The sequence below is a fragment of the Pseudomonas putida genome (assembly GCF_009883635.2).
GTDB classification, from domain to species: domain Bacteria; phylum Pseudomonadota; class Gammaproteobacteria; order Pseudomonadales; family Pseudomonadaceae; genus Aquipseudomonas; species Aquipseudomonas putida_W.
In genome coordinates, this window is record NZ_CP026115.2 from 5,201,054 (window position 1) to 5,226,220 (window position 25,167).

General features: G+C 64.6%; 25 protein-coding genes. 18 read left to right on the forward strand and 7 right to left on the reverse strand.

Translation table 11 applies throughout. The features are described 5' to 3' along the window. Positions 1-2 precede the first annotated feature (2 nt). The 9 genes from C2H86_RS23730 to ureG all read left to right on the forward strand — a co-directional run bounded on the left by C2H86_RS23730 (position 3) and on the right by ureG (position 8,718). Positions 3-2,927 (forward strand): RHS repeat-associated core domain-containing protein, encoded by a 2,925-nt coding sequence (locus tag C2H86_RS23730; protein WP_159410106.1) that lies wholly within the window; start codon positions 3-5, stop codon positions 2,925-2,927. Between the two features lie 221 nt (positions 2,928-3,148). Next, positions 3,149-3,982 carry an urease accessory protein UreD gene (locus C2H86_RS23735; RefSeq protein ID WP_159410107.1) on the forward strand — a complete coding sequence of 278 codons (834 nt, stop codon included), beginning with the start codon at positions 3,149-3,151 and terminating at the stop codon, positions 3,980-3,982. Positions 3,983-3,991: 9 nt separating this feature from the next. Further along, entirely contained in the window at positions 3,992-4,294 is a 303-nt protein-coding gene (locus tag C2H86_RS23740) for an urease subunit gamma (RefSeq protein ID WP_027916767.1), read from the forward strand. A gap of 19 nt (positions 4,295-4,313) precedes the next feature. After that, complete coding sequence (locus tag C2H86_RS23745; protein ID WP_159410108.1) at positions 4,314-4,631, forward strand: urease subunit beta; 318 nt, start codon at positions 4,314-4,316, stop codon at positions 4,629-4,631. After that, positions 4,628-6,331 carry an urease subunit alpha gene (gene ureC / locus C2H86_RS23750; RefSeq protein WP_159410109.1) on the forward strand — a complete coding sequence of 568 codons (1,704 nt, stop codon included), beginning with the start codon at positions 4,628-4,630 and terminating at the stop codon, positions 6,329-6,331. Before C2H86_RS23745 ends, ureC begins: the two co-directional genes overlap by 4 nt. 10 nt (positions 6,332-6,341) lie before the next feature. Continuing rightward, positions 6,342-6,839 (forward strand): urease accessory protein UreE, encoded by a 498-nt coding sequence (ureE, locus tag C2H86_RS23755; RefSeq protein WP_159410110.1) that lies wholly within the window; start codon positions 6,342-6,344, stop codon positions 6,837-6,839. Positions 6,840-6,863: 24 nt separating this feature from the next. Continuing rightward, complete coding sequence (locus C2H86_RS23760; protein ID WP_159410111.1) at positions 6,864-7,409, forward strand: HupE/UreJ family protein; 546 nt, start codon at positions 6,864-6,866, stop codon at positions 7,407-7,409. Continuing rightward, positions 7,409-8,083 carry an urease accessory protein UreF gene (locus C2H86_RS23765; protein ID WP_159410112.1) on the forward strand — a complete coding sequence of 225 codons (675 nt, stop codon included), beginning with the start codon at positions 7,409-7,411 and terminating at the stop codon, positions 8,081-8,083. The genes C2H86_RS23760 and C2H86_RS23765 overlap by 1 nt, the downstream gene beginning before the upstream one ends. An 11-nt stretch (positions 8,084-8,094) precedes the next feature. Then, a complete protein-coding gene (gene ureG, locus C2H86_RS23770; protein ID WP_027916761.1) occupies positions 8,095-8,718 on the forward strand; it encodes an urease accessory protein UreG in 624 nt (207 codons plus the stop codon). Positions 8,719-8,722: 4 nt separating this feature from the next. On the opposite strand, the gene C2H86_RS23775 is transcribed toward ureG, so the two are convergent. Beyond that, entirely contained in the window at positions 8,723-9,451 is a 729-nt protein-coding gene (locus tag C2H86_RS23775) for a DUF899 domain-containing protein (protein WP_159410113.1), read from the reverse strand. A 194-nt stretch (positions 9,452-9,645) separates the two neighbouring features. Next, positions 9,646-10,305, reverse strand: a complete 660-nt coding sequence (locus tag C2H86_RS23780) for an HAD family hydrolase (protein ID WP_159410114.1) — start codon at positions 10,303-10,305, stop codon at positions 9,646-9,648. Between the two features lie 95 nt (positions 10,306-10,400). Here C2H86_RS23780 and lexA point away from each other — a divergent pair, with 95 nt between their 5' ends. Genes lexA through C2H86_RS23800 form a run of 4 tightly spaced genes read left to right on the forward strand, consistent with a single transcriptional unit; the run spans position 10,401 to position 16,176 of the window. Continuing rightward, positions 10,401-11,018: a transcriptional repressor LexA gene (gene lexA, locus C2H86_RS23785; protein ID WP_205524562.1), complete on the forward strand. Its 618-nt coding sequence runs from the start codon at positions 10,401-10,403 to the stop codon at positions 11,016-11,018. Beyond that, entirely contained in the window at positions 11,018-11,638 is a 621-nt protein-coding gene (gene imuA / locus C2H86_RS23790; RefSeq protein WP_159410116.1) for a translesion DNA synthesis-associated protein ImuA, read from the forward strand. Before lexA ends, imuA begins: the two co-directional genes overlap by 1 nt. A 6-nt stretch (positions 11,639-11,644) precedes the next feature. Continuing rightward, a complete protein-coding gene (locus C2H86_RS23795) occupies positions 11,645-13,063 on the forward strand; it encodes a Y-family DNA polymerase (protein ID WP_159410117.1) in 1,419 nt (472 codons plus the stop codon). Then, entirely contained in the window at positions 13,039-16,176 is a 3,138-nt protein-coding gene (locus C2H86_RS23800) for an error-prone DNA polymerase (RefSeq protein ID WP_430738564.1), read from the forward strand. The genes C2H86_RS23795 and C2H86_RS23800 overlap by 25 nt, the downstream gene beginning before the upstream one ends. A 112-nt stretch (positions 16,177-16,288) precedes the next feature. On the opposite strand, the gene C2H86_RS23805 is transcribed toward C2H86_RS23800, so the two are convergent. Then, the gene (locus C2H86_RS23805; protein ID WP_159410119.1) at positions 16,289-17,110 is read right to left on the reverse strand and encodes an aldo/keto reductase; all 822 of its coding nucleotides are present in this window, start codon (positions 17,108-17,110) and stop codon (positions 16,289-16,291) included. Beyond that, positions 17,098-18,003, reverse strand: coding sequence for a LysR family transcriptional regulator (locus C2H86_RS23810; protein ID WP_159410120.1), 906 nt, complete (start codon positions 18,001-18,003; stop codon positions 17,098-17,100). The genes C2H86_RS23805 and C2H86_RS23810 overlap by 13 nt, the downstream gene beginning before the upstream one ends. A 140-nt stretch (positions 18,004-18,143) precedes the next feature. Between C2H86_RS23810 and C2H86_RS23815 the strand changes: the two genes are divergently transcribed. The 3 genes from C2H86_RS23815 to C2H86_RS23825 all read left to right on the forward strand — a co-directional run bounded on the left by C2H86_RS23815 (position 18,144) and on the right by C2H86_RS23825 (position 21,142). Further along, positions 18,144-18,842: a CoA transferase subunit A gene (locus C2H86_RS23815; protein ID WP_027916752.1), complete on the forward strand. Its 699-nt coding sequence runs from the start codon at positions 18,144-18,146 to the stop codon at positions 18,840-18,842. A gap of 35 nt (positions 18,843-18,877) precedes the next feature. Next, entirely contained in the window at positions 18,878-19,534 is a 657-nt protein-coding gene (locus tag C2H86_RS23820; RefSeq protein WP_159410121.1) for a CoA transferase subunit B, read from the forward strand. Positions 19,535-19,723: 189 nt separating this feature from the next. Further along, positions 19,724-21,142, forward strand: coding sequence for a short-chain fatty acid transporter (locus tag C2H86_RS23825; protein ID WP_159410122.1), 1,419 nt, complete (start codon positions 19,724-19,726; stop codon positions 21,140-21,142). Positions 21,143-21,205: 63 nt separating this feature from the next. Here the strand turns inward: C2H86_RS23825 and C2H86_RS23830 are convergent, their stop codons facing one another. Further along, a complete protein-coding gene (locus C2H86_RS23830) occupies positions 21,206-22,093 on the reverse strand; it encodes a dihydrodipicolinate synthase family protein (RefSeq protein WP_159410123.1) in 888 nt (295 codons plus the stop codon). Positions 22,094-22,126: 33 nt separating this feature from the next. Beyond that, complete coding sequence (locus C2H86_RS23835) at positions 22,127-22,909, reverse strand: aldolase (protein WP_159410124.1); 783 nt, start codon at positions 22,907-22,909, stop codon at positions 22,127-22,129. Positions 22,910-23,060: 151 nt separating this feature from the next. On the opposite strand from C2H86_RS23835, the gene C2H86_RS23840 reads away from it, so the two are divergent. Together C2H86_RS23840 and C2H86_RS23845 are read left to right on the forward strand one after the other, a co-directional pair. Continuing rightward, positions 23,061-23,603, forward strand: a complete 543-nt coding sequence (locus C2H86_RS23840; protein ID WP_159410125.1) for a helix-turn-helix domain-containing protein — start codon at positions 23,061-23,063, stop codon at positions 23,601-23,603. Between the two features lie 10 nt (positions 23,604-23,613). Then, positions 23,614-24,399 (forward strand): helix-turn-helix transcriptional regulator, encoded by a 786-nt coding sequence (locus tag C2H86_RS23845; protein ID WP_159410126.1) that lies wholly within the window; start codon positions 23,614-23,616, stop codon positions 24,397-24,399. On the opposite strand, the gene C2H86_RS23850 is transcribed toward C2H86_RS23845, so the two are convergent. After that, positions 24,392-24,973, reverse strand: coding sequence for a LysE family translocator (locus C2H86_RS23850; RefSeq protein ID WP_159410127.1), 582 nt, complete (start codon positions 24,971-24,973; stop codon positions 24,392-24,394). The two genes, C2H86_RS23845 and C2H86_RS23850, sit on opposite strands and share 8 nt — an antisense overlap. Between the last annotated feature and the right edge of the window lie 194 nt (positions 24,974-25,167).

Consider the following 25,167-nt stretch of genomic DNA (forward strand, 5'->3'; position numbering starts at 1 on the left):
GTATGACCAGGAACGCTGAGGCCCTCCATCGCGGCACACCCGACGTGATGGTGACAGATAACAGGGGACTGGGTGTGCGCGAAGTTGCTTACCACCGGCATCCGCAAGCGTTGGCCCGGACCGACCCGCGTATCACCCGCCATCGTTTCAACGCGCTCGGGCAACGGCTGAGCAGCGTCGACCCACGTTTGCACGAGCATGCTCAGGGCGAGGACGAGGAGTTGGTCAATTGCTCGATCCTCTGTTCATTCAGTGGGCGACTGTCACGAACCGATTGCGTCGATGCCGGGACCGATATTTCCCTGGCCAGTATCGACGGCCGCGCGCTGCTGCAGGTCAACGGAATGGGCGTCACGCGTCGGCAGCACTATGAGGTAGCACCGTTAGCCGGTCGTTTGACCCATGCCAGCGAGCAGGTCAGCGCACAACCACTGGTTATCGTGGAACGTTTCAACTGGGGTGATGCATCGTCGGCGATGAAGGCGCACAACCTGGCCGGGCTGTGCGTCCGTCACTACGACACTGCAGGTTGCCTCGGCCAGGACCGCGTGGGCATCACCGGGGTGGCGCTGGCGACCTCCAGAAGGTTGCTCAAGCCCGGTGGAGAGGCCGATTGGCAAGGCGCAAGCGAGGAGCAGTGGGACCTGCTGTTGTCGCTGACGCCCTACACCACCTGCTATGCGGTGGACGCCACAGGAGTGTTGCGCGAGCAGATCGATGCGCAAGGCCATCTGCAGCGGCATGCATACGATGTTGCAGGTTCATTCGCCAACAGCTGTCTGACTCTCAAGGGCGGCATCGAACGGGCCGTGCTCCATTCGCGGGCCTATGCGGCCAGTGGCGAGACCCAGGGTGAAGTGCACGGCAACGGTGTAGTCACGCTCTACAGCTACGAGCCACGCACTCAGCGCCTTTCCGGCATGCGTATACAGCGACCTGCCGGGCATGCGTTCGGGCCAAGGTTGCTGCAGGATCTGCACTACGAGTATGACCCCGTGGGCAATGTGCTTGGTGTCTACAGCGACGCCGAAGCAACGCGATTCTGGAGTAACCAGAAGGTGATGCCCGCGCAGCATTGTGAATACGACACCCTCTATCAACTGGTCTCGGCCAGCGGACGCGAAATGGCTGAAAACGCGCAACACAATCCCGCCTTGCTCCCTCGGTCCATCCCCCTGCGTGGCCAGGACGGCTCGCTGGTGAACTACGTTCGCCAGTATGCCTATGATCGTGGGGGCAATCTGAACCGCATCAGCCACTTGTCGCCCCTGGGCCGGGGCAGCTACACGCGGGCCATGACCGTGTCCGGGCGCAGCAACCGCGCTGTGTCGAGCGCACTCACCGAAAACCCGCTGCAAGTGGATGCGCTGTTCGATGCGGCAGGTAATCAACGTTTGCTGCAGCCAGACCAGGCGCTGTCCTGGACCTCTCGACAGGCCTTGCAAGAGGTCGTGCTGGTCGCCGGCGAGCACGGCCTGGTGGAGGGAGAGCGTTACCGCTACGACGGCAATCGGCAGCGCACGGAAAAGATCTCGATTCGCGCTGCCGGCAGCGGACATGTGCTGTATCTACCCGCCCTCGAGCTGCGCACCTGGCGTCATGGCGCGGATGTCACCCAGGCGTTGCAGGTGTTGCAGGTCGGTGGGACGGGTAGGGTTCAGGTGCGGGTGCTGCAGTGGCAGCTCGGCCTGCCGGCAGGCATCGAGAACGGCGCATTGCGGTACTCGTACGGCAACCTGACCGCAAGTGTCGGCCTTGAGCTGGACGGCAGCGGGCAGGTAATCAGCCGTGAGGAGTATTACCCCTACGGCGGTACGTCTGTGTGGTCGGCTCGCAACGAAGTGGAGGCAGGTTATAAAACGCAGCGTTTTGCCGGCAAGGAACGTGATGCGACGGGGTTGTATTACTTCGGGCAGCGCTATTACCAGCCTTGGGCCGCGCGCTGGTTGAGTGCCGACCCGGCAGGCTGGGTGGACGGCATGAATGTCTATCGGATGGTGCGCAACTCTCCGCTGACGTGGGGGGATGGCGACGGGTTGTCGGCAGAGAAGGATATCTACAGGAAGTACAAGGCAGTCAGGGAGGCCGGGGGAATTCTGCGGACGCTGAAGGAGCGCAGTCGTGATTTCCTGGAATCGAAAAAGCGAACCGTCACCTATGGTGCACTCTTCTCCGGCCTCAAGGCTGCCACAGTGTCGGCAGGCAGCTTTATGGGTGCCGCAGTCGGCTCGGTGGTACCGGTGGTGGGTACGCATGCAGCAGGCCTGGTTGCAGGTCAAGTGACCTCAGCCATCATTCCGAACTATCTGCCTTCGCCGGAGGTCGAGGTGGCCAAAAAAATCGATCGCCTGTCAAAACCCGGAGCCCTCCGTCAGGCATTGGACAGTATTGGCCTAGACGTAGGGGCGGGGGGGGAAGAGGTGACTGGCAACACCTTCGCCGAAACAACGGAGCATACCCTGATGGGCGAGTTGGCCAGTGTGGTGCCGCTGGTGCCCGTGGTTGCCATGGTCCAGATTCCCTGGAAGGTCGTCAAAGCAGTCAGGTTATCCAAGGAAGACCTGGTGGTGCAGCTTGAGGCCGAGCTGGATCAGGTAGAGTCGGTTCTCAACGGGTTGATAGATCACATGAACAAAGCGTTTGAAAAAGATGGCCGTGACCTTGCGTTTTACCCACTGCCCTGGTCCCTGAAAAAAAGCCATGCCATCGGGCTGCGCGTACAGCGGCGCTCCTTGTTGTCGCCTGCAGTCGTGACGCAAAGCAGGTTCAACACGCATGCGACTCGCGCCAGAGCAGAAATTGGCGAATTGCGAGGACTGATCGCACAGCGAAATCTGGGCATCCTGAAAAGCCACCGTCATGTCTCGCACCATGATAATCCCGCTCACCCTACATGGCTCCGCCACGGATCACTCGCACGCAGCTAATGATCTAAAGGGGGGCAACGTGCCGCCCCCACACCGTGCATCATTCTGCGACCTGCCGAACAACAGCCAGAGTTTTCATTTGCTTTCACCTGCGTACTTGGCCCGCAACCTGCTATATCCAGCCAGCGAAATTTGATCGAGTGGACAGCCCGCCAGCGTCGCCCTAAATGGCGCCAGCCTCTCTGATCTCTCGGCGGGCCACGGAATTCAGGGGCTATAGGATGTTACTGGCAAAGCAGGTGGAACACTCTGAAGAAGATGCAGGCTGGAGCGCTCACCTGCAACTGCGCTTCATTGAGCGCAATGGCGTGACCCGCCTTGGTGCGCGTCGGCATTTCGGCCCGCTTTTGGTGCAGCGGCCGTTCTACCCGGAAGGCTCGCCGTGCCACGTTTATGTGCTGCACCCACCCGGCGGCATCGTCGCCGGCGACCGCCTGGAGCTGGACATCCACCTCGAGCCCGGCAGCCATGCGCTGCTGACCATGCCTGGGGCCAGCAAGTTCTACCGCAGCATCGGCCCAACCGCACGGCTGGCCCAGCGCTTCCACCTGCAGGCTGGCAGCACGCTGGAATGGCTGCCCCAGGACAGCATCTTCTTCAGCGGCGCCCGCGCCAGCCTCGACAGCCGCTTCACCCTGGAACCGGGTGCGAAGTTGTTGGCCTGGGAAACCCTGTGCCTGGGCCGGCCGGTGATGAGCGAGCGCTTCGAGCAGGGCGCACTGGACAGTCGCTTGTGCATCGAGCTGCCCGACGACCCCGGCCTGCACGAGCGCCTGCGCATCGCCGGCGGGCAACTGGCCAAGGTCGGCGGCCACCCGCTGGTCGCCACCTTCTGCGCAGCGCCGGCGACCCCGGCCGTGCTGGAGCAGATACGCACGCTACTCGATGAACTCGACACCCCCGCAGGCGCGACCTTGCTCGGCTCGCTGCTGGTGATCCGCCTGCTCGACCACGACAACCAACACCTGCAACGCACCCTGCAGCGCCTCTGGCATGCCTTGCGCCCGGCCGTTCTCGGTCTGGTCGCGTGCCCGCCGCGCATCTGGGCCACTTGAGAGAGCGCCATGGAGCTGACCCCGAGAGAGAAAGACAAACTGCTGCTGTTCACCGCCGCGCTGCTGGCCGAACGGCGCCTGGCCCGTGGCCTGAAGCTCAACTACCCGGAGGCGGTGGCGCTGATCAGCGCTGCGGTGCTCGAAGGTGCCCGTGACGGCCGCACGGTGGCCGAGCTGATGAGCCTGGGCCGCGAAGTGATCGGCCGCGAGCAGGTCATGGAAGGCGTCGCCGAGATGCTGCATGACGTGCAGGTCGAGGCGACCTTCCCCGACGGCACCAAGCTGGTGACCGTGCACGACCCTATCGTCTGACCTGGAGCAGGAGCCCAGCATGATCCCAGGTGAAATTCAGGTCGCCGCCGGCGACATCGAACTCAACGTCGGCCGTGACACGGTCGGCGTCAGCGTGGCCAACCATGGTGACCGGCCGGTGCAGGTCGGTTCGCACTACCACTTCTACGAGGTCAACGCTGCGCTGGTGTTCGAGCGTGAGCCGACCCGTGGCTTTCGCCTCGATATCCCGGCCGGTACTGCCGTGCGCTTCGAGCCGGGCCAGTCGCGCACCGTGCAACTGGTGGCCTATGCCGGCAAGCGTGAAGTGTACGGCTTCCAGGGCAAGGTGAATGGCGCACTGGAGGGCAGGGCATGAGCCGGATTTCCCGTCGGGCCTACGCCGACATGTTCGGCCCCACCGTCGGTGACCGCGTGCGCCTGGCTGACACCGCGCTGTGGGTAGAGGTGGAGAAGGACTTCACAATCTACGGTGAAGAGGTCAAGTTCGGTGGCGGCAAGGTCATCCGCGACGGCATGGGCCAGGGCCAGATGCTCGCCGCCGAGGCCATGGACCTGGTGCTGACCAATGCCCTGATCATCGACCACTGGGGCATCGTCAAGGCCGATATCGGCGTCAAGCACGGGCGCATTGCCGTCATCGGCAAGGCCGGCAATCCCGACGTGCAACCGAGCGTGAACGTTCCGGTCGGCCCAGGTACAGAAGTCATCGCTGCCGAGGGCAAGATCGTCACCGCTGGCGGTATCGATTCGCACATCCACTTCATCTGCCCGCAGCAGGTGGAAGAGGCGCTGACCAGCGGCGTCACAACCTTCATTGGCGGCGGCACCGGCCCGGCCACCGGCACCAATGCCACCACCTGCACCCCGGGGCCCTGGTACCTGGCGCGCATGCTCCAGGCTGCCGACTGCCTACCGATCAACATCGGCCTGCTGGGCAAGGGCAACGCCTCGCGTCCCGAAGCGCTACGCGAGCAGATCGCCGCCGGCGCGGTGGGGCTCAAGCTGCACGAGGACTGGGGCTCGACCCCGGCTGCCATCGACTGCTGCCTGGGCGTAGCCGAGGAAATGGACATCCAGGTGGCGATCCACACCGACACCTTGAACGAGTCGGGCTGCATCGAAGACACCCTGGCTGCCATCGGCGACCGCACCATCCATACCTTCCATACCGAGGGTGCCGGCGGCGGCCACGCGCCAGACATCATCCGTGCAGCGGGGCAGGCCAACGTGCTGCCGTCCTCGACCAACCCGACCCTGCCGTACACGGTCAACACCGTCGACGAGCACCTGGACATGCTCATGGTCTGCCACCACCTGGACCCGAGCATTGCCGAGGACGTGGCCTTTGCCGAGTCGCGCATCCGCCGCGAGACCATCGCCGCCGAGGACATCCTCCACGACATGGGCGCCTTCGCCATGACCTCGTCCGACTCCCAGGCCATGGGCCGGGTCGGCGAAGTGGTGCTGCGCACCTGGCAGGTCGCCCACCAGATGAAGCTGCGCCGTGGTCCGCTGGCACCAGATACCGGCTACAGCGACAACTTCCGGGTCAAGCGCTACATCGCCAAGTACACGATCAACCCGGCGCTGACCCATGGCATCGCCCATGAAGTCGGTTCGGTCGAGGTCGGCAAGCTGGCCGACCTGGTGCTGTGGTCGCCGGCGTTCTTCGCGGTCAAGCCGGCCCTGGTGATCAAGGGCGGGATGATCGCCACCGCGCCGATGGGCGACATCAACGGCTCGATCCCGACCCCGCAGCCGGTGCACTACCGGCCCATGTTCGGCGCCATGGGTGCGGCCCGCCACGCCACGCGCATGACCTTCCTGCCCCAGGCCGCCATGGACCGTGGCCTGCACCAGGAGTTGGGCTTGCAGAGCCTGATCGGTGTCGCCCACGGTTGCCGCCGGGTACGCAAGCCCGACATGGTTCACAACACCTTGCAGCCCGTGATCGAAGTCGATTCGCAGACCTACCAGGTACGCGCCGACGGCGAGTTGCTGGTCTGCGAGCCCGCCAGCGAGCTGCCGCTGGCCCAGCGCTATTTCCTGTTCTGAAGGAGTGAAGATGATTGTCCTGACCCGCCGGATCGAGGCATCCGAGACCGTCACCGGTACCGTGACCCTGGACGTCGACAGCCGTATCAAAAGCCGCCTGCGCGTGACTCTGGACGACGGCCGCGAAGCCGGCCTGATGCTCGAACGTGGCCACTTGCTGCGCGGCGGCGAGTTGCTTGCCGATGCCTTGGGAGAGCAGGTGATCCGCGTGCTGGCTGCACCTGAAGCGGTATCGACCGTGCGTTGTGCCGACCCGCACCTATTGGCCCGCGCCGCCTATCACCTGGGTAACCGCCACGTCCCCCTGCAAATCGATCCGGGCCTGCTGCGCTATCAGCATGACCATGTCCTTGACGACATGCTGCGCGGCCTGGGCCTGACGGTGGAAGCCGAGCAGGCACCGTTCGAGCCGGAGGCCGGTGCCTACCAGAGCGCGTCTCACAGTCACAGCCGCAGCCATAGCCATGGCCACGACCATCCGTTCGTGCGCCTGCCAGCCCATTCCTGAACACTTCATTAAAAGGAACCCACCATGAAAAAGATTTTCGCCCTTGCCTTGCTGATGGTTGCACTGCCGGCCTTTGCCCACCCTGGTCACGACGGTAATCCGTTGCAGGACGGCCTGCTGCACCCGCTGACCGGCCTCGACCACCTGCTGATGCTGCTGGGTACCGGTGTGCTGGCCGCGCTGACCCGACGCAACCTGACCCTGCCGCTGGCCACCCTGGCCTCGATGTTCGCCGGCGCCGTGTGCGGCCACCTGTTCGGCGATGTGCTGGGCATGGAAACCCTGATCGCCGTGTCGGTGCTGGTGGCGGCCACTGCGGTGCTGCTGCCAAGCCGTCAGCTGCTGCTGGCCATGGCCATGCCGGTGTTCGCCCTGTTCCACGGTTGGGCCCACGGTGTGGAAGCCACGCCGAGCGCCTTCTGGATGTTCAGCGCCGGCTTCGTCACCGTCAGTGGCCTGCTGCTGGCCGTCGGCTTTGGCGTCGGCTGCCTGCTGCGCCGCCACAGTGGCCTGCAGAAGGCCTTCGGTGGCGGCATGCTGGCCGGCGCCGCACTGGTGCTGGCCGGTTGATGAGCAGCGACCTGGCACTGCTGCGCTTGCTGCAGCTGGCCAGCCCCGGCCTGCCGGTGGGTGGCTTCACCTACTCGCAAGGGTTGGAGTGGGCCGTCGAGGCGGGTTGGGTGCAGGGCACTGCCGGCTTCAGCGCCTGGCAGCGTGAGCAGATGCACGACACCCTGGCCTGCCTGGACTGGCCGGTGCTGGCGCGCCTGTACCGCGCCTGCGAGGCGGGCGACGCGCAAGCGTTCAGCCACTGGAGCCACTTTCTGCTGGCCAACCGCGAAACCGCCGAGCTGCGCCTGGAAGAACAGCAGCGCGGCTCGGCCTTCGCACGCCTGCTCGATGGCTGGCAGCTGGGCCAGGACCCGGCCTGGCGCACCAGCCTTGCACTCAGCCAGCTCGGCGGTATGGCCTGGCTCGCCGCGCACTGGCAGATCCCGCTGCGTCAACTCGCCCTCGGCCATGCCTTTGCCTGGCTAGAAGGTGCGGTGATGGCAGGGGTCAAGCTGGTGCCGTTCGGCCAGCAAGCAGCGCAGACCCTGCTGCGCGACCTGGGCGCCGAACTGCCTGGCGTGCTGGACCAGGCACTGGCATTGGCCGACGAACAGCTCGGCGGAGGCCTGCCGCTGCTGGCAATCGCTTCTTCGCGTCACGAAACCCAATACACCCGTTTGTTCCGTTCCTGAGGACTGCATCCATGCAAAGCTATCAGCAACCCCTGCGCGTCGGTGTCGGCGGCCCGGTCGGCTCTGGCAAGACCGCGCTGCTCGAATGCCTGTGCAAGGCCATGCGCGATCACTACCAGATCGCCGTGGTGACCAATGACATCTACACCAAGGAAGACCAGCGCATCCTCACCGAAGCCGGCGCCCTGGAGCCTGAGCGGATCGTCGGCGTAGAGACCGGCGGCTGCCCGCACACCGCCATCCGTGAGGATGCCTCGATGAACCTGGCCGCCGTCGAAGCGCTGGCGCGCAAGTTCGGCAACCTGGAAGTGATCTTTGTCGAAAGCGGTGGCGACAACCTCAGCGCCACCTTCAGCCCGGAGCTGGCCGACCTGACCATCTATGTCATCGACGTGGCCGAGGGCGAGAAGATCCCGCGCAAGGGTGGGCCCGGCATTACCAAGTCGGACTTCCTGGTGATCAACAAGACCGACCTGGCACCTTATGTCGGCGCCTCGCTGGAAGTCATGGAGCGTGATACCCAGCGCATGCGCCCACAGCGGCCCTGGACCTTCAGCAACCTGAAAAAGGGCGAAGGCCTGCAGGCGGTGATCGACTTCATCGTCGAGCGGGGCATGCTGGGCGTGAGGGGCTGACCTTTCACTCATGGCAGCAGTGCGGTTTGTCGGGTTGCCCATCATAGCGATCATGATGCCGCACCCAGTCCATGGTCCCGGCTTCGTTGCGCCCCAGTGGCGCGATGTCGAGGAAGTTGTAGGTGTTGACCAGGATGTCCAGGCCGCGGGCGTAGGTGGAGTAGGTATGGTAGAGCGTGCCGTCGGTTTCTTTGTAGAAGGCGCTCAGGCCTGGCAGCTCGGCTTCGTTGCCGGTGTACGGCTCGTAGTTGTAGTGGCGTTGTCCCTCGGTGCCGACGCTGACGCCGAAGTCTTCATTGAAACCACTGCCTTGGGATGAGTACCACGGGAATCGCCAGCCCATGCGCTGGCGGAAAGCCTGGAATTCGGGGTAGGGCGCGCGCGACACGGCCACCAGCGAGACGTCGTGATGGGCCAGGTGCAGGTTGGCACTATCGAAATGATCGGCGAGGAATGAACAGCCTGGGCAACCTTCGCTCCAGCCCTCGGCAAACATGAAGTGATAGACCAGCAACTGGCTGCGCCCGGCAAACAGGTCGGCCAGGCTCAGTTCGCCATCCGGGCCTTGGAAGCGGTAGGGTTGCTCGACCTTGACCCAGGGCAGGGCACGCCGGGCAGCGGCCAGTTCATCGCGCTGGTGGGTGAAGGCTTTTTCGTGCAGCCACAGCTGGCGGCGGGCGGCCAGCCATTGCTCGCGCGAGGCGATCGGGTGTTTTTGATCGGGGGTGCTCATGGTGCTGACTCCGCGAAGGGGGTTCAGCTTTTGGTCGATTCGAGGAGAGGGGAATCGACAGGTTTGCGGCAGGGCCGACGAGTGGTTTGCAGTTGTCCGTCGGTAGTTTTGCAGCGCCTGTGAGGTCGAGCGCCGCCCGCGCGGCGCTCGATCTCACAGGCGCTGAATGCCTCCCGGCGGGCACCTAGGGGCCATCACCCGTGCATGGTCTCTATCAATTCCCACAGCTGTGGATCATTGAAGTCCTTCACCACCAGCTTGGCCCCCGCAGCCAGCAGCCGCTCCGGCGTCTGGGTGGTGGCAACCCCCACGGTAAAGATCCCGGCCCCGCTCGCCGCAGTCACGCCCGGCAACGAATCCTCGAACGCCAGCGCCTCACCCGCCACCGCTTCCAGGCGCTGCAGCCCGGTCAGATAGGGCAGTGGATCAGGCTTCGCCCGCTCCAGCTCTTCGGCCACCAGCACATGTTCGAAGCAATCGCCAAGCCCCATGGCCGTGAGCATGTGCACGGCATTCAGCCGCGGCGCATTGGTCACCACGCACATGCCGATGTCCCAGGCTCGCGCATGGTCCATCAGGCGCAGCAGGCCGGGCATGGGTTGCAACGCGGGTGACAGTACACGGAAAAGCGCTTCCTTGCGGTCGGCCAGCGCCTGGCGCTCGGTTGTGTCGGCAAGCGGAAACAATTCGGCAAACAGTTCGCCATTGGCCCGGCCACTGACCTGGGCATCGAATTGTTCCTGGGTCAGCTCGCGGCCGTCATAGTCATGCAGCAGTTGGCGGAAGGCCTGCAAGTGCAGGGTGTCGGTGTCGGTCAAGGTTCCATCGAGATCGAACAGCAGGGCAGTCAGCATCAGGTATCCAGGTATTCAAAAAAACAAAAGCCCGGGGATGATAACCAAACCTGACGACAAAGGGGGCTGTTCAGCGTACGCCGAAAAGAGTACAAATGTACTCCATGAGCAATCTCACCCCCAAACGCCGTGCAATCCTCGACTACATTCGCGAGCGCATTGCCGACCACGGCCAGCCGCCAAGCCTGGCCGATATCGCCAGCCGCTTCGGCTTTGCCTCGCGCAGCGTCGCGCGCAAGCACATCACCGCGTTGTGCCAGGCCGGCTACATCGACGTCACGCCCAACCAGGCGCGGGGCATTCGCCTGGCCGAGCCCCTGCGCCGGCCGGAAATCCTCGAAATTCCCGTGCTGGGGCAGGTCGCAGCCGGTGCGCCGATCGGCCCGGACCTGGGCATTCACGAGCAATTGCTGCTCGACCCCAGCCTGTTTCGTCGCACACCGGACTACCTGCTCAAGGTGCGCGGTGATTCGATGATCGATGACGGCATCTTCGACGGTGACCTGGTCGGCATCCGCCAGCAGGGCGAGGCACGTGATGGCCAGATCGTGGTCGCGCGCCTGGACGGCGAGGTCACCATCAAGCGCCTGCAGCGCCAGCCCGGCGGTTACCGGCTGCTGCCGCGCAACCCGGCCTATGCGCCGATCGACGTGGGGCCTGAGCGCGAGTTCTTCATCGAAGGCGTGTTCTGTGGCCTGTTGAGGCGCGACTGATGGACGCGGTGGTCGACCTCGATCGGCTGCTCGACCAGCGTCAGGTCTGGCGTGGGCGGCAGGGCCAGGTGCGCCCGGCCGGGTTGCAGCCCACGGGCCATGCCATGCTCGACCAGCGCCTGCCGGATGGCGGCTGGCCGGCTGCGGCGCTCAGCGAGTTGCTGTTGGCCAGCCCAGGCTGTGGCGAGTTGCAATTGCTCTGGCCATCCCTGTCACGCCTGACCGCTGAAGGCGGGCGGGTGGTGCTGGTGGCGCCGCCGTTCATTCCCTATGCACCGGCCTGGCAGGCCGCTGGCGTGGACCTGCGCTGGCTGGTGCAGGTCGATGCCGGGCAGGCCGATGCCCTGTGGGCGGCCGAACAGTGCTTGCGTTCCGGCAGCTGCGCGGCGGTGCTGTGCTGGCCGGAGCGTGCCGATGATCGCGCCCTGCGTCGCCTGCAGGTGGCCGCCGAGACAGGGCAGGCACTGGCCTTTGCCTGTCGGCCGCAACAGGCTGCGCACAACCCGTCGCCCGCTGCGCTGCGTATTGCCGTGGATACACGCCCGGCGCAATGGCGCGTCCTCAAGTGCCGTGGCGGCATGCCACCAGCCATGCCAATCGCCTGCCCAGGGCGGGGCTGATGCAGCATGCTCTGGGCCTGCATTCTCCTGCCCCAGTTGGCGCTGGATTCGATCCTGCGCGAGCGTGACGACGCCGATGCGCCACTGGTGCTGGTCGGCGGCCCCGTTCAGCGCCGCCTGCTGCAAGCGGTTAATTCCGCCGCGGCGGCGCTTGGCCTGCGGGCGGGGCAGACGCTGACGGCCGCGCGGGCCCTGGCCGACGGGTTCCACTGTGTAGAGGCCGACCCGGCCCGCATCGAGCAGTTGCAGCAATTGCTGGCGGCCTGGGCCTACCGGTTCAGTGCCCAGGTGAGCCTTCACTACCCACGTGCCCTGTTGCTTGAAGTCGGTTCCAGCTTGCAGCTGTTCGGCCCCTGGCCGTTGTTCGAGGCCCGCCTGCGCGAGGAGCTGGCTGCACTGGGTTTGCGCCAGCGCATCGTGCTCGCGACCAACCCGGTAGCGGCCCGCATGCTTGCCAACGGCCATGATGGCCTGGCACTGACCTGCGCCGACCAGACCCGGGCAGCACTGGCGAGCATGCCGATCGAGCGGGTCGGGTTGCCAGCGGACGCTGCCGAAGCTTTTGCCCGCATGGGGCTGCACAAGTTGGGCCAGGTGCTGGCCCTGCCGCGTGATGCGCTGGCCAGGCGATTTTCCGCCCAGGTGCAATTGCACCTGGACCAGTTGCTCGGGGTGCGTTCCATGGGGTTGGACTTCTACCAACCACCGGACCGCTTCGAAACGCGCCTGGAACTCAACTTCGACGTCGAATCGCACCAGGCCTTGCTGTTCCCTTTGCGGCGCATGCTCAATGACCTGGCGGCCTTCCTCGCCGGGCGCGACTGCGGCGTGCAGCGTTTTAGCCTGTACCTGGAACATGTCGAAGGGCCGGACACTTTGCTGCACGTTGGCCTGCTGGCCGCCGAGCGGGACGCTGGCATGCTGTTCGAACTGGCCCGCGGGCGCCTGGAGCCGCTGCGCATCCCGGCACCGGTGCGCAACCTGCGGCTGGTCGCTGATGATCTGCCGCCCTTCGTGCCCCAGCACCAGGCACTGTTCGACCCTCGCGCCAAACAGGCCCAGCCCTGGGAGCAACTGCGCGAACGCCTGCGTGCGCGCCTGGGTGATGAAGCCGTCAAAGGGCTGCGCGCCGAGGCTGACCATCGCCCCGAATGCGCCTGGCAGCCAGCGGAGCAGGGCGCCCAGGGCAGCCTGCCAGCCTTGCCCGGTAGCCGCCCAGGCTGGTTGCTGCCCACACCGCAGGCCCTGGAAGCGGCTGACCATATGCTGCTCGGGCAGGCCGAACGCATCGAGTCAGGCTGGTGGGACGGTGGCGACGTGCGCCGCGACTACTACCGCATCGAAACCCGCGATGGCCTGCGTGGCTGGGCCTATCAGGACCTGGCCCATCCCGGCCCACTATGGCTGCAGGGCTGGTTCGCATGAACGCGCCGGGCTATTCGCAGGGCTATTCGCAGGGCTTTGCGCCGGGCTATGCCGAGCTCCATTGCCTGTCCAATTTCAGCTTCCAGCGCGGTGCATCGAGCGCCGAAGAGCTGTTCCGCCGCGCCCGCGAGCAGGGCTACCAGGCCCTGGCGATTACCGACGAGTGCACCCTGGCCGGTATCGTGCGCGCCTGGCAGGCCGCCAAAGAACAGCAGTTGCGCCTGATCGTCGGCAGTGAAATGCGCCTGCAGGATGGCCCAAAACTGGTGTTGCTGGTGCAGAACCTCACGGGTTATCAGAACCTCTGTGCCTTGATCACCCGTGCCCGACGGCGGGCCGAGAAGGGTGACTATCAGTTGTTCGCTGACGATCTGCAGCCACACCATGAAGGGTTGCTGGCGCTGTGGATTGCCGATGATGCCGACGACCAGGCTACAGGCCGCTGGCTGTGCAATATGTTCGCCGAGCGCTTGTGGCTGGGCGTGCACCTGCACCGCGGCAGCGATGATGACCGGCGCTTGTCCCGCTTGCGCGAACTGTCTGCGCAACTGGGCATCCGCGCCGTGGCCTGTGGTGACGTGCACATGCATGTTCGCGGCCGGCGGGCCCTGCAGGACTGCATGACTGCCATCCGCCAACACTGCAACGTGACCGAAGCAGGGCGCCATCTGTTCGCCAATGGCGAGCGCCACCTGCGTACGCAGGAGCAATTGGCCGAGCTGTACCCGGCAGACCTGTTGGCCGAGAGCCTGGTCATCGCCGAGCGTTGCCAGTTCGACCTGGGTGAACTGCGCTACCAGTACCCACGCGAACTGGTGCCCGAGGGCCAGACCCCTGCCAGCTGGCTGCGTGAATTGTGCGAGCGGGGCTTGCCCCTGCGCTGGCCGTCAGGGCCGAGCAGCAAGGTACGCGCGGTGCTGGACAAGGAACTGGCACTGATCGAGGAGCTGGGCTACGAAAGCTATTTCCTGACCGTGCATGACATCGTCGCCTTTGCCCGCAGCCAGCACATTCTCTGCCAAGGGCGTGGTTCGGCAGCCAACTCGGTGGTGTGCTTCGTGCTGGGCATCACCGAGCTCGACCCGATGGAGCATCGCCTGTTGTTCGAGCGCTTCCTGTCGCGTGAGCGCAACGAGCCGCCCGATATCGACGTGGACTTCGAACATGACCGGCGCGAAGAGGTGATCCAGTATGTGTTCCGCCGTTACGGCAGGCACCGCGCCGCACTGACTGCCGTGGTCAATACCTATCACGCTGCCGGCGCTGTGCGTGATGTGGCTCGGGTGCTGGGCTTGCCAGCCGATCAGGTGGATGCCCTGGCCAAGTGCTGCGGCCGCTGGAGCGACCGTATCCCGGACGATCAACGGCTGGTTGAGGCCGGTTTCGAACCCGGCAGCCCGTCGCTGCGGCGCATTCTGATCCTGGCCGGGGAACTGATCGGTTTCCCCCGTCACCTGTCCCAGCACCCAGGGGGCTTCGTCATTTCCGAACAGCCGCTGGACCACCTGGTGCCGGTGGAAAACGCCGCCATGGCCGAGCGCACGGTGATCCAGTGGGACAAGGACGACCTGGACATGGTCGGCCTGCTCAAGGTCGATGTGCTGGCCCTTGGCATGCTCAGCGCCTTGCGCCGCTGTTTCGACCTGCTGCAGCGCCACCGCGGTCGGCAGCTGACCCTGGCGACCATCCCCGGCGAAGACCCGGAAACCTACGCCATGATCAGCCGCGCCGAGACCATGGGCGTGTTCCAGATCGAGTCACGGGCACAGATGGCCATGCTGCCGCGGCTCAGGCCCACCACCTTCTACGACCTGGTGATCGAGGTCGCCATCGTGCGCCCCGGGCCGATCCAGGGCGACATGGTTCACCCTTACCTGCGCCGGCGCCTCAAGCAGGAACCGGTGACCTACCCCTCGGAAAAACTCAAGGAGGTCTTCGAGCGCACCTTGGGCGTGCCGCTGTTCCAGGAGCAGGTGATGGAACTGGCCATGGTCGCCGCCGACTACAGCCCCGGCGAGGCCGACCAGCTGCGCCGCAGCATGGCTGCCTGGAAGCGCCATGGCGGGCTGGAACCCCATCGCCAGCGGCTGGTCGAGGGCATGCTGCGCAACGGTTACGACCTGGCGTTCGCCGAGCGTATCTTCGAGCAGATCAAAGGCTTTGGCAGTTACGGTTTCCCCGAGTCCCACGCGGCCAGCTTCGCCTTGCTGTGCTATGCCAGCAGCTGGCTCAAGTGCCATGAGCCGGCGATTTTCACCTGCGCGCTGGTCAACAGCTGGCCGATGGGGTTCTACAGCCCGGACCAGCTGTTGCAGGAGGCGCGGCGGCAAGGGATCGAGGTACGCCCGGTGGACGTGTTCCACAGCGAATGGGACTGCACGCTGGAGCCCGATCGCCACGGTGTCTTGGCCATTCGCCTTGGGCTGCGGCAGATCCGGGGTTTCAGCGAGGTGGATGGCCGCCGGTTGGAGCAGGCGAGGGCGCAGCACCCTTGGCGGGATGTCGAAGACCTGTGTCTGCGCGCCGGGCTCGACAGCCGCGCCCGCGCCCGGCTGGCCGATGCGGGGGCGCTGCGAGCCTTGGCAGGTGACCGCCACCAGGCGCGCTGGCAGGTGGCGGCGGTGCAGGCGCAATTGCCGCTGTTTGCCGATGTGCAGGCTGTGCCGGAAGCGCAAGTGGCGTTGCCGGTGCCAACGGTTGGCGAGGACCTGGTTGCCGATTACGACACCTTGGGGACGACATTGGGCCCGCATCCACTCAGGCTGTTGCGTTCACGGTTGCGGGCGCTGGGCTGTCGCAGTTCTGGCGAACTGGCAGGGGTCGAGCATGGCGATGCGATTGCCGTGGCCGGGCTGGTGGTGGGGCGACAGCGGCCGCAGACCGCCAGCGGGGTGACCTTCGTTACGCTGGAGGATGAGTTCGGCATGGTCAACGTGGTGGTTTGGCGGGACCTGGCCGAGCGGCAGCGGCGGGCGCTGGTGGGGTCGCAGCTGCTCAAGGTGAGCGGGCGGCTGGAGCAGGAGAACGGGGTGCGGCATCTGATCGCCCGGCGGCTGGAGGACATCAGCCCATTGCTGCAGGGGCTGGATGTCAAGAGCCGGGATTTTCATTGATTTTGCCGGCCTCTTCGCGGGACAAGCCCGCTCCTACAGGATTGCGCGCAAACTGAAGGTTGTGGTGATCCGGTAGGAGCGGGCTTGCCCGCGAAGAAGTCAACTCGGTCTATCAGATCATCGCCAGATGCTGCTTGCGCGTCGGTGCCGGAAACGCCCGGTCGATTGCCCGCAAGTCTTCACTGGTCAAGGTCAACGCCCCGGCAGCCGCATTCAGCCGCACATGCTCCGCAGACACCGCCTTGGGAATGGCAATCACATCGTTCTCCCGCGTCACCCAGGCCAGGCTGACCTGCGCTGGCGTCGCCCCATGGCGCTCGGCGATCTCGCTCAGCACCGGATGCTGCAACAGCCGCCCGGCCTGGGCCAGCGGGCAATAGGCCATGGTCGGCAAGCCCCGATGGCGACTCCACGGCAACAGGTCGAACTCGATGCCACGCTGCGCCGGGTTGTACAGCACCTGATTGGTGGCGCACGCCGGGTTGTGCAGTTCGCGCAGGTCATCGACATCGAAGTTGGACACGCCCCAACGGCGGATCTTGCCCTGCTCGCGCAAGCGCTCGAACGCCTCGACCGTTTCCTCCAGCGGATACTGGCCGCGCCAGTGCAGCAGATACAGGTCGATCACCTCGGTACCCAAGCGCTTCAGGCTGCGTTCGCAGGCTTCAGGCACACCTCGACGGCTGGCGTTGTGCGGGTAGACCTTGCTGACCAGGAACACCTGGTCACGGCGCCCGGCAATGGCCTGGCCGACCACTTCCTCGGCGCCGCCCTCGGCATACATCTCGGCGCTGTCGATCAGGCTCATGCCCTGTTCGATGCCTTGTTGCAGGGCGGCCACTTCGGCAGCCTTGCGGGCCGGGTCTTCGCCCATGTACCAGGTGCCTTGGCCAATGGCCGGCACGCTGCAACCTGCCAGTTTCACGTAACGCATGTCACCTCCGGAGTCTGGGTATGGGAAAGCACTACCTCGAGCAGCGCATGGGCTGCGGTGGAAAGCTTGTGGTCGGCCAAAGCGATCACGCCGATGCGCCGTTCGACGGCGGGTTCGACCAGCGTCACGCAACGTGCGCCCAGTTCCTGCATCTGGTTGATGCACAGTGCCGGTACCGCGCTGACGCCAAGGCCACTGGCCACCATGCGGCCGATGGTCGACAGCTGGTGGCTTTCGAAGGCCACCGCCAGTTTGCCGTGGCGCGCCGCGACATTCTGCTCCAGCAGCAGGCGCACCGCCGACGGGCGTTGCAAGGCAATGAAGTCTTCCGCCAGCAACTGCGCCCAGGTGACCTGGGTTTGCGTGGCCAGTGGTGAATCGGCCGGCACCACCGCGACGAAGCGGTCCATGTACAGCGGGTGGAAGTTCAGGCCTTCGCTGTTGTCCGGCTCGAAACCGATGCCCAGTTCGACGCGGCGATGGCGCACCAGTTCCAGCACCTGTTCATTGATCACGTCGTGCACCGTGACATTGACCTTGGGGTAACGCTGGCGGAACACCTTGAGCGAATGCGGCAGCAGGTTGCCGGCAAAGGCCGGCATGGCCGCCACCGACACGCGGCCAAGTTGCAGGGTGAAGCGCTGGCGCAGCATCTCTTCGGTGTCATCCCAGTCGGCCAGCAGGCGCCGGGCCAGCGGCAGCAGCACCTCGCCCTCGGCGGTCAGGCTGACGCTGCGGGTGGTGCGGGTGAGCAGGGCGCCGCCGAGGTTGTCCTCCAGCGCCTTGATGGTCAGGCTCAGGGCCGGTTGCGACACATGCAGGTGTTCACCGGCCTGGGCGAAGCTCTGGTACTTGGCGACAGCGACAAAGGCGCGCAGTTGCTTGACGTTCATGACAGCCTCGATCGCTGTTTTGGAAAAGTTATCAATCGATGATGAAAACAAAATTAACAAATCAGTCGCCAGCGGTGAAGATGGCTGCACACGCTCACCGACAGCCTCGTCGGTTCAACAACTACAAAAGGCGGATCAGCATGGCCGGACTGGACAAGCGCGTAGCAACCTATGAAGAGGCCCTGGCAGGCCTGACCGACAACATGACGGTACTGGCCGGCGGCTTCGGCCTGTGCGGCATCCCCGAAAACCTCATCGCTGAAATCAAGCGCCTTGGCGTCAAGGGCCTGACCGTGGTCTCCAACAACTGCGGCGTCGACGGCTTCGGCCTGGGCGTGCTGCTGGAAGACCGGCAGATCCGCAAGATGATCGCCTCCTACGTTGGCGAGAATGCCGAATTCGAACGCCAGCTGCTCAGTGGCGAGCTGGAAGTCGAGCTGACCCCGCAAGGCACCCTGGCCGAGAAGATGCGCGCCGGCGGCGCTGGCATCCCGGCCTTCTACACCGCCACCGGCTACGGCACCCCGGTGGCCGACGGCAAGGAAGTGCGCGAGTTCAAGGGCCGCAAGTACATCCTCGAAGAGTCCATCACCGGCGACTTCGCCATCGTCAAGGGCTGGAAGGCCGACCACTACGGCAACGTGGTGTACCGCAACACCGCGCAGAACTTCAACCCACTGGCGGCCACCGCCGGCAAGATCACCGTGGTCGAAGTGGAAGAAATCGTCGAGCCTGGCGTGCTGCTGCCCAGCGAGATCCATACCCCGGGCATCTTCGTCGACAGGGTGATCGTCGGCACCTTCGAAAAACGCATCGAAAAGCGCACCGTCAAGGCCTGAGCGCCGTCCATCAGAACAACAAAGAGATCCTGACCATGGCACTGACCCGCGAACAGATGGCGCAACGCGTCGCCCGTGAACTGAAGGACGGCTACTACGTCAACCTCGGCATCGGCATCCCGACCCTGGTGGCCAACTATGTACCGGCCGACATGGACGTGATGCTGCAGTCCGAAAACGGCCTGCTCGGCATGGGCGAATTCCCCACCGAAAGCACCATCGATGCCGACATGATCAACGCCGGCAAACAGACTGTTACCGCCCGCCGTGGCGCGTCGATCTTCGACTCGGCGCAATCGTTCGCCATGATCCGTGGCGGCCACGTCGACCTGACCGTACTGGGCGCTTTCGAGGTGGACGTGGAAGGCAACATCGCCTCGTGGATGATCCCCGGCAAGCTGGTCAAGGGCATGGGCGGCGCCATGGACCTGGTGGCCGGTGCCGACAACATCATCGTCACCATGACCCACGCCTCCAAGGATGGTGAGTCGAAGCTGCTGCCGCGCTGCAGCCTGCCGCTGACCGGTGCCGGCTGCATCCGCAAGGTGCTGACCGACCTGGCCTACCTGGAGATCGAGGACGGCGCCTTCATCCTGCGCGAGACCGCGCCGGGGGTGAGCGTTGAAGAAATCATCGAGAAAACCGCCGGCAAGCTGATCGTGCCGGACGATGTCAAGGAAATGACCTTCTAAAGCATCACACTGTCCCCCCTGTGGGAGCGGCCTTGTGTCGCGAAAGGGCCGCGAAGCGGTCCCGCGATCTCAGCATCGGTGCTGAAATCTCGGGGCTGCCTTGCAGCCCTTTCGCGACGCAAGGCCGCTCCCACAGGGGTTTTGTGTTTCTACTGATTTATCCGACAAGACCAATAAAAGGAAGTAACCGTGGCCGCTGAAATCCAAGACAGCCGCTCCGCCCGCTTTGCCCTGCGCTGTTCCAACTGGGCTGAACGCTGGTTCCCCGACTCCTGGGTATTCGCCGCCCTTGCCGTGTTGCTGGTGTGCATCGGCGCGCTGGCCATGGGCGCCAAGCCGACCGACACCGCCAAAGCCTTCGGCGATGGCTTCTGGAGCTTGATCCCGTTCACCATGCAGATGGCCTTCGTGGTCATCGGTGGTTACGTAGTGGCCAGCTCGCCACCCGCAGCCCGGCTGATCGACCGCCTGGCGCGCATCCCCAAGAATGGTCGCTCGGCCGTGTGCTGGGTCGCGCTGATCTCGATGCTGGCCTCGCTGCTCAACTGGGGGCTGTCGCTGGTGTTCGGCGGCCTGCTGGTCCGTGCCCTGGCCCGTCGCACCGAACTGAAGATGGACTACCGCGCCGCAGGTGCCGCTGCGTACCTGGGCCTGGGTGCTGTGTGGGCGTTGGGGCTGTCGTCCTCGGCCGCGCAGTTGCAGGCCAACCCGGCCAGCTTGCCGCCATCGATCTTGTCGATCACCGGCGTGATCCCGTTCACCGAGACCATTTTCCTCTGGCAATCCGGCGTGATGCTGGCAGCCCTGGTGATCGTCTCGCTGGTGATCGCCTACGCGACGGCCCCCGGCCCGAACAGTGCGCGCAGCGCCGAAGACTGTGGCGTCGATCCCAGCTTCACTGCACCGCCGGCGCCCAAGCGTACCCGCCCAGGTGAATGGCTGGAACACAGCCCGATCCTGATCCTGATGCTGGTGGCCCTGGCCGCCGGCTGGCTGTACCAGGAGTTCGCCACCAAGCCGGCGATCACCGCGATTTCCGGGTTGAACACCTACAACTTGCTGTTCATCATGCTCGGGGCCTTGCTCCACTGGCGCCCGCGCAGCTTCCTGGATGCTGTGGCCCGCGCCGTGCCGACCACCACCGGGGTGCTGATCCAGTTCCCGCTGTACGGCTCGATCGCTGCGATCCTCACCCAGGTCAAAGGCGTGGATGAACAGACTCTGGCCCACCACATCTCGCTGTTCTTTACCCAGATCGCCACCCATGACACCTATGCACTGCTGATGGGCGTGTACTCGGCGGTGCTGGGCTTCTTCATACCGTCGGGCGGTGGCAAGTGGATCATCGAAGCGCCGTACGTGATGCTGGTGGCCAATGACCTGAAATACCACCTGGGCTGGGCGGTGCAGATCTACAACGCTGCCGAAGCGCTGCCGAACCTGATCAACCCGTTCTACATGCTGCCGCTGCTGGGCGTGCTGGGGCTCAAGGCGCGTGATCTGATTGGCTTCTCGTTCGTGCAGTTGCTGGTGCATGTGCCGCTGGTGCTGGTGTTGCTGTGGGCACTGGGCACCACCTTGCAATATGTGTCACCGGTAATGCCTTGAGGTAGTTGTGCTGCCTGCACCGACCTCTTTGCGGGCGCGCCCGCGAAGAGGCCGGTACAGGTTTCATTCCGCCAGTTCTGCCAACAATGCCGCCAGGGTCGCTCGTCCTGGCTCATCCAGTCCGAACACCGGCCGACGTGGCTCACCCACCGGCAACCCGGTCAGTCCCAGCCCAGCCTTGATGGTTGCCGGCAACCCGCCCTTGAGAATGAAGTCGAGCAACGGCAACTGCCGGTAGAACAGCGCTTTGGACCGCACCAGGTCCCCCTCGAGCACAGCCTGGTAAAGCGCTTGGTTCAGCGCCGGAATCAGGTTGGGCGCCGCCGTGCACCAGCCTTTGGCCCCCGCCACGAACGCTTCCAGCGCCAGCGGATTGCAGCCGTTGTAGAACGGCACCTGGCCTTCACCCAGCAACTGCAGCTTGTGCATGCGCTGGATGTCGCCGGTGCTCTCTTTGACCATGGTCACATTGGCCACTTCGCGGACGATACGCAGAATCAGCTCCACCGACATGTCGGTGCCGCTGGTGGCAGGGTTGTTGTAGAGCATGATCGGGATATCGATGGCGTCACCGATGGCGCGGTAGTGCTGGAGGATCTCGGCTTCGCTGAGTTTCCAGTAGGCGGCCGGCAGTACCATCACCGCGTCGGCGCCCTGGGCCTGGGCAAAGCGGGCGCGGCGCACGGCACCGGCGGTGGTCAGGTCGGACACGCTGACGATGCTGGGCACCCGCTTGCCGATCTGGGCAAGGCTATACTCGGCCACCTGCTGCCATTCGCTGTCGCTGAGGTAGGCGCCTTCGCCGGTGCTGCCCAATGGCGCAATGGCTTGCACGCCGCCGTCGATCAGGCGTTCGATGGAATGGCCCAGTGCGGGCAGGTCGAGCTCTTCGCCGCCGGCGCTGAAGGGGGTGATGGTGTAGCCGATGATGCCGTGGAATTCAGTAGTCATGGTTATAGGCTCCGCAAGCAAGGCATTCAGGGATCAGTTCAGGCAGTCGGCGTGGGCACGCAGGCTTTGCCGGGCAAAATAGTTGAAGGCAGCGGCGTGGCGCTTGGGCCGGTCGATCCAGTCGTGGGCTTCGCGGCCCAGTGCCGGGGCGATGGGCTTGAGGGTGCCGGCCGACATCGCCAGCAGTTGCAGGCGCGCCGCGCGCTCGATCAGTTGGGCATACACGCAGGCCTGCTCGATGCTGGTGCCGGTGGACAGCTGGCCATGGTGCGAGAGCAAGATGGCGCGCTTGTCCCCCAGCACGGTGCTGATGATTTCGCCTTCCTCGTTGCCCACCGGCACGCCTGGCCAGGCTTCGAGGAAGGCGCAATCGTCGTACAGCGGGCACAGGTCCATGTGCGAGACCTGCAGCGGCACTTCCAGCATCGACAGTGCGGCGACGTGGGTCGGGTGGGTGTGGATGATGCAGTTCACGTCCGGGCGGGCGCGGTACACCCAGCTGTGGAAGCGATTGGCCGGGTTGGGCATGCCTTGGCCTTCGAGCACTTCGAGGTCCTCATTGACCAACAGCAGGTTGCTGGCGCTGATTTCATCGAAACCCAGGCCCAGTTGCTGGGTGTAGAAGGTGCCAGGTTGCGGGCCGCGGGCACTGATCTGCCCGGCCAGACCGGAGTCGTGGCCATGGTCGAACAGAATTCGGCAGGTCAGGGCCAGCTTTTCTCGCACAGTCCACGTATTATCGGCAAGCGAGCCTTGCATCTGCGTCAGCGCCTGCTGGACCAGTTGGTCCTTGCTGTGTGTCAGGGTCTTGGCCATGGGGTTTTCCTCTGTGGCGTGATGAGCGATGTCAGCGCTGCCTGTTCCAAAGCTTTGGTCGGTCGAGGAACAGGTCAGTGCGTGACACAATTAATCCTATATGACACAAAGTGTCATAGACAAGCCTGTGGATCTGGGAAAATCGCGTCGCATGCCTAACCGATTGAAATTGTTAAGAAAAAAACTTGGCGTCACGCTTGAGACGCTGGCCGAAAAATCCGGGATGACCAAGAGTTACCTGTCCAAGGTGGAGCGTGGCCTGAACACGCCATCGATCGCTGCAGCGCTCAAGCTGGCCCGGGCTTTGAACGTCAATGTCGAAGAGCTGTTCGCCGAGGAGCAGGCCGGGCAGAGCCGCTACAGCCTGGTACGCCAGGGCGAGCGCCAGGCGCTGGTGGGCGATGGCCATGGGCCGGGCTATGCGGCGTTGACCCGCCAGTTCGGGCAGCACTGCCTGTTGCCGTTCCTGATCCAGCCGCCGACCGAGTTCAGCGACCCGACCTTCAAGGAGCATGAGGGTGAGGAATTTCTGTTCGTCCACGCCGGCCAGGTGGAGGTCGACTTCATGAATGAACGGGTGTTGCTGGAGCAGGGCGATGCGCTGCACTTCAATGCACAGACACCGCACCGCCTGCGTTCGGTCGGCGAACAGCCGGCGCAGCTGCTGGTGGTGGTGCAGCACAGCAGCGAATGAGGGCAGGGCGATGATCGAAGTGTCGCGGTTCTGGCGGGACCCGGCATTGCCCTTCGTCGAGGCCCGGCGCGTGGGGGATGGGCGCAAGGTCTGTTATGCCGCCCATTCCCATGAGAGCTTTTCCATCGGCGTGATCACCGGTGGTTGCAGTACCTACCTGAGTGGCGCCAGTCAGGTCGAGGTCATGGCCGGCACCACGGTGTTGATGAACCCAGGTGTGGTGCACACCTGCAACCCGATCGCCGGCCAGCCCTGGTCGTACCTGATGCTGTTCGTCGACCTCCCGTGGCTGCGCGCTCGGGGCTTCGTACTGCCAGTGCAGACAGTCAGTACTTCGCCGGATTTGTACAGCCACTTGCTGCAAGTGTTTGCCGACCTGTTCGACAACGAGCTGGCCGATCGTGAAGATCGCCTGGAGCGTTTTTTTCGCGACCTCCCACGCTATTTGCAGCCATTGGTAGATGAAGCGCGAGTGGACCATCCGCAACTGGACGCGGCAGCGGCGTTCATCCGGGCTCATCGCACAGACCCGCTGAGCCTTGGGGACGTCTGCGCCGCCTGTGGCTTGTCACGCGCTTATCTGATTCGGGCATTCCGCCAGCGCTTTGGCCTTACTCCACACGGTTACCTGCTGGATCAACGGGTGCAGCATGCACGGGCGCTATTGCGCAAGGGAAGGGCAATCGCCGAGGTGGCGCAGGAGGCGGGGTTCGCCGATCAGGCGCACCTGCAGCGGGCGTTCAAGCAGCACCTGGCGACGACGCCTGGGCATTACCGCACCGGTGGCCTCAAATAATCAGAAAGATCGCACTTCCCACCAGTAACACGGCCAGCACCCGATTGAGCAACTGCAAATAACGCGGCTTGCGCAGATACTGCCCGATCACACTTCCGGCCCAGGCCCAGCAGGCTACTGAAACGAAACAGATCGGCCCGTAGATCCAGGTGAACAACCACAGCAGTTGCTGTTCGCCACCGGTATAGGCACCCACGCCCGCCACCGCTGCCAACCAGGCCTTGGGGTTCAGCCATTGCATCGCCGCACCCTGCCAGGCCGAAGGTGCACGCAGCTGATCTGAGCCTCCCAGCTGGCCATCGTCGCTGGCCAGCTTCCAGGCCATGTACAGCAAAAATGCCACGCCTCCCCAATGCAGCGCCACGCCCAGCAACGGCCAGCGTAACAGCAGTTCGTGCAAGCCCAGGCCAACCAGCACCAACAGCAGGCAGAAGCCCAGCGTCGCGCCCGTCACATGCCACAGGCTCGCCCGCAGGCCGTGACGGGCACCGCTTCCGAGGGCGACGACATTGACCGGCCCGGGAGAAATCGATGCAGCAAGGGCGAATGCGGCCATTGAAAGGGACAGGCTCATGTTCCGTAACTCCGTGTGTTGGACGATGCCGCCATCCTGCGGCCTTGCCCGGCATGGGTATTGAAGAAAAGTCCCCTGCGACGCTGCTACAGCTTTTGTAATAGTTTCGCGCTATCAGAAAAACCTGCTGTGCTTGTAGGATCGTCTTCCCTATTTTCAATCAAGGTCTATATGAGCACCTTCGCGGAGCCCCC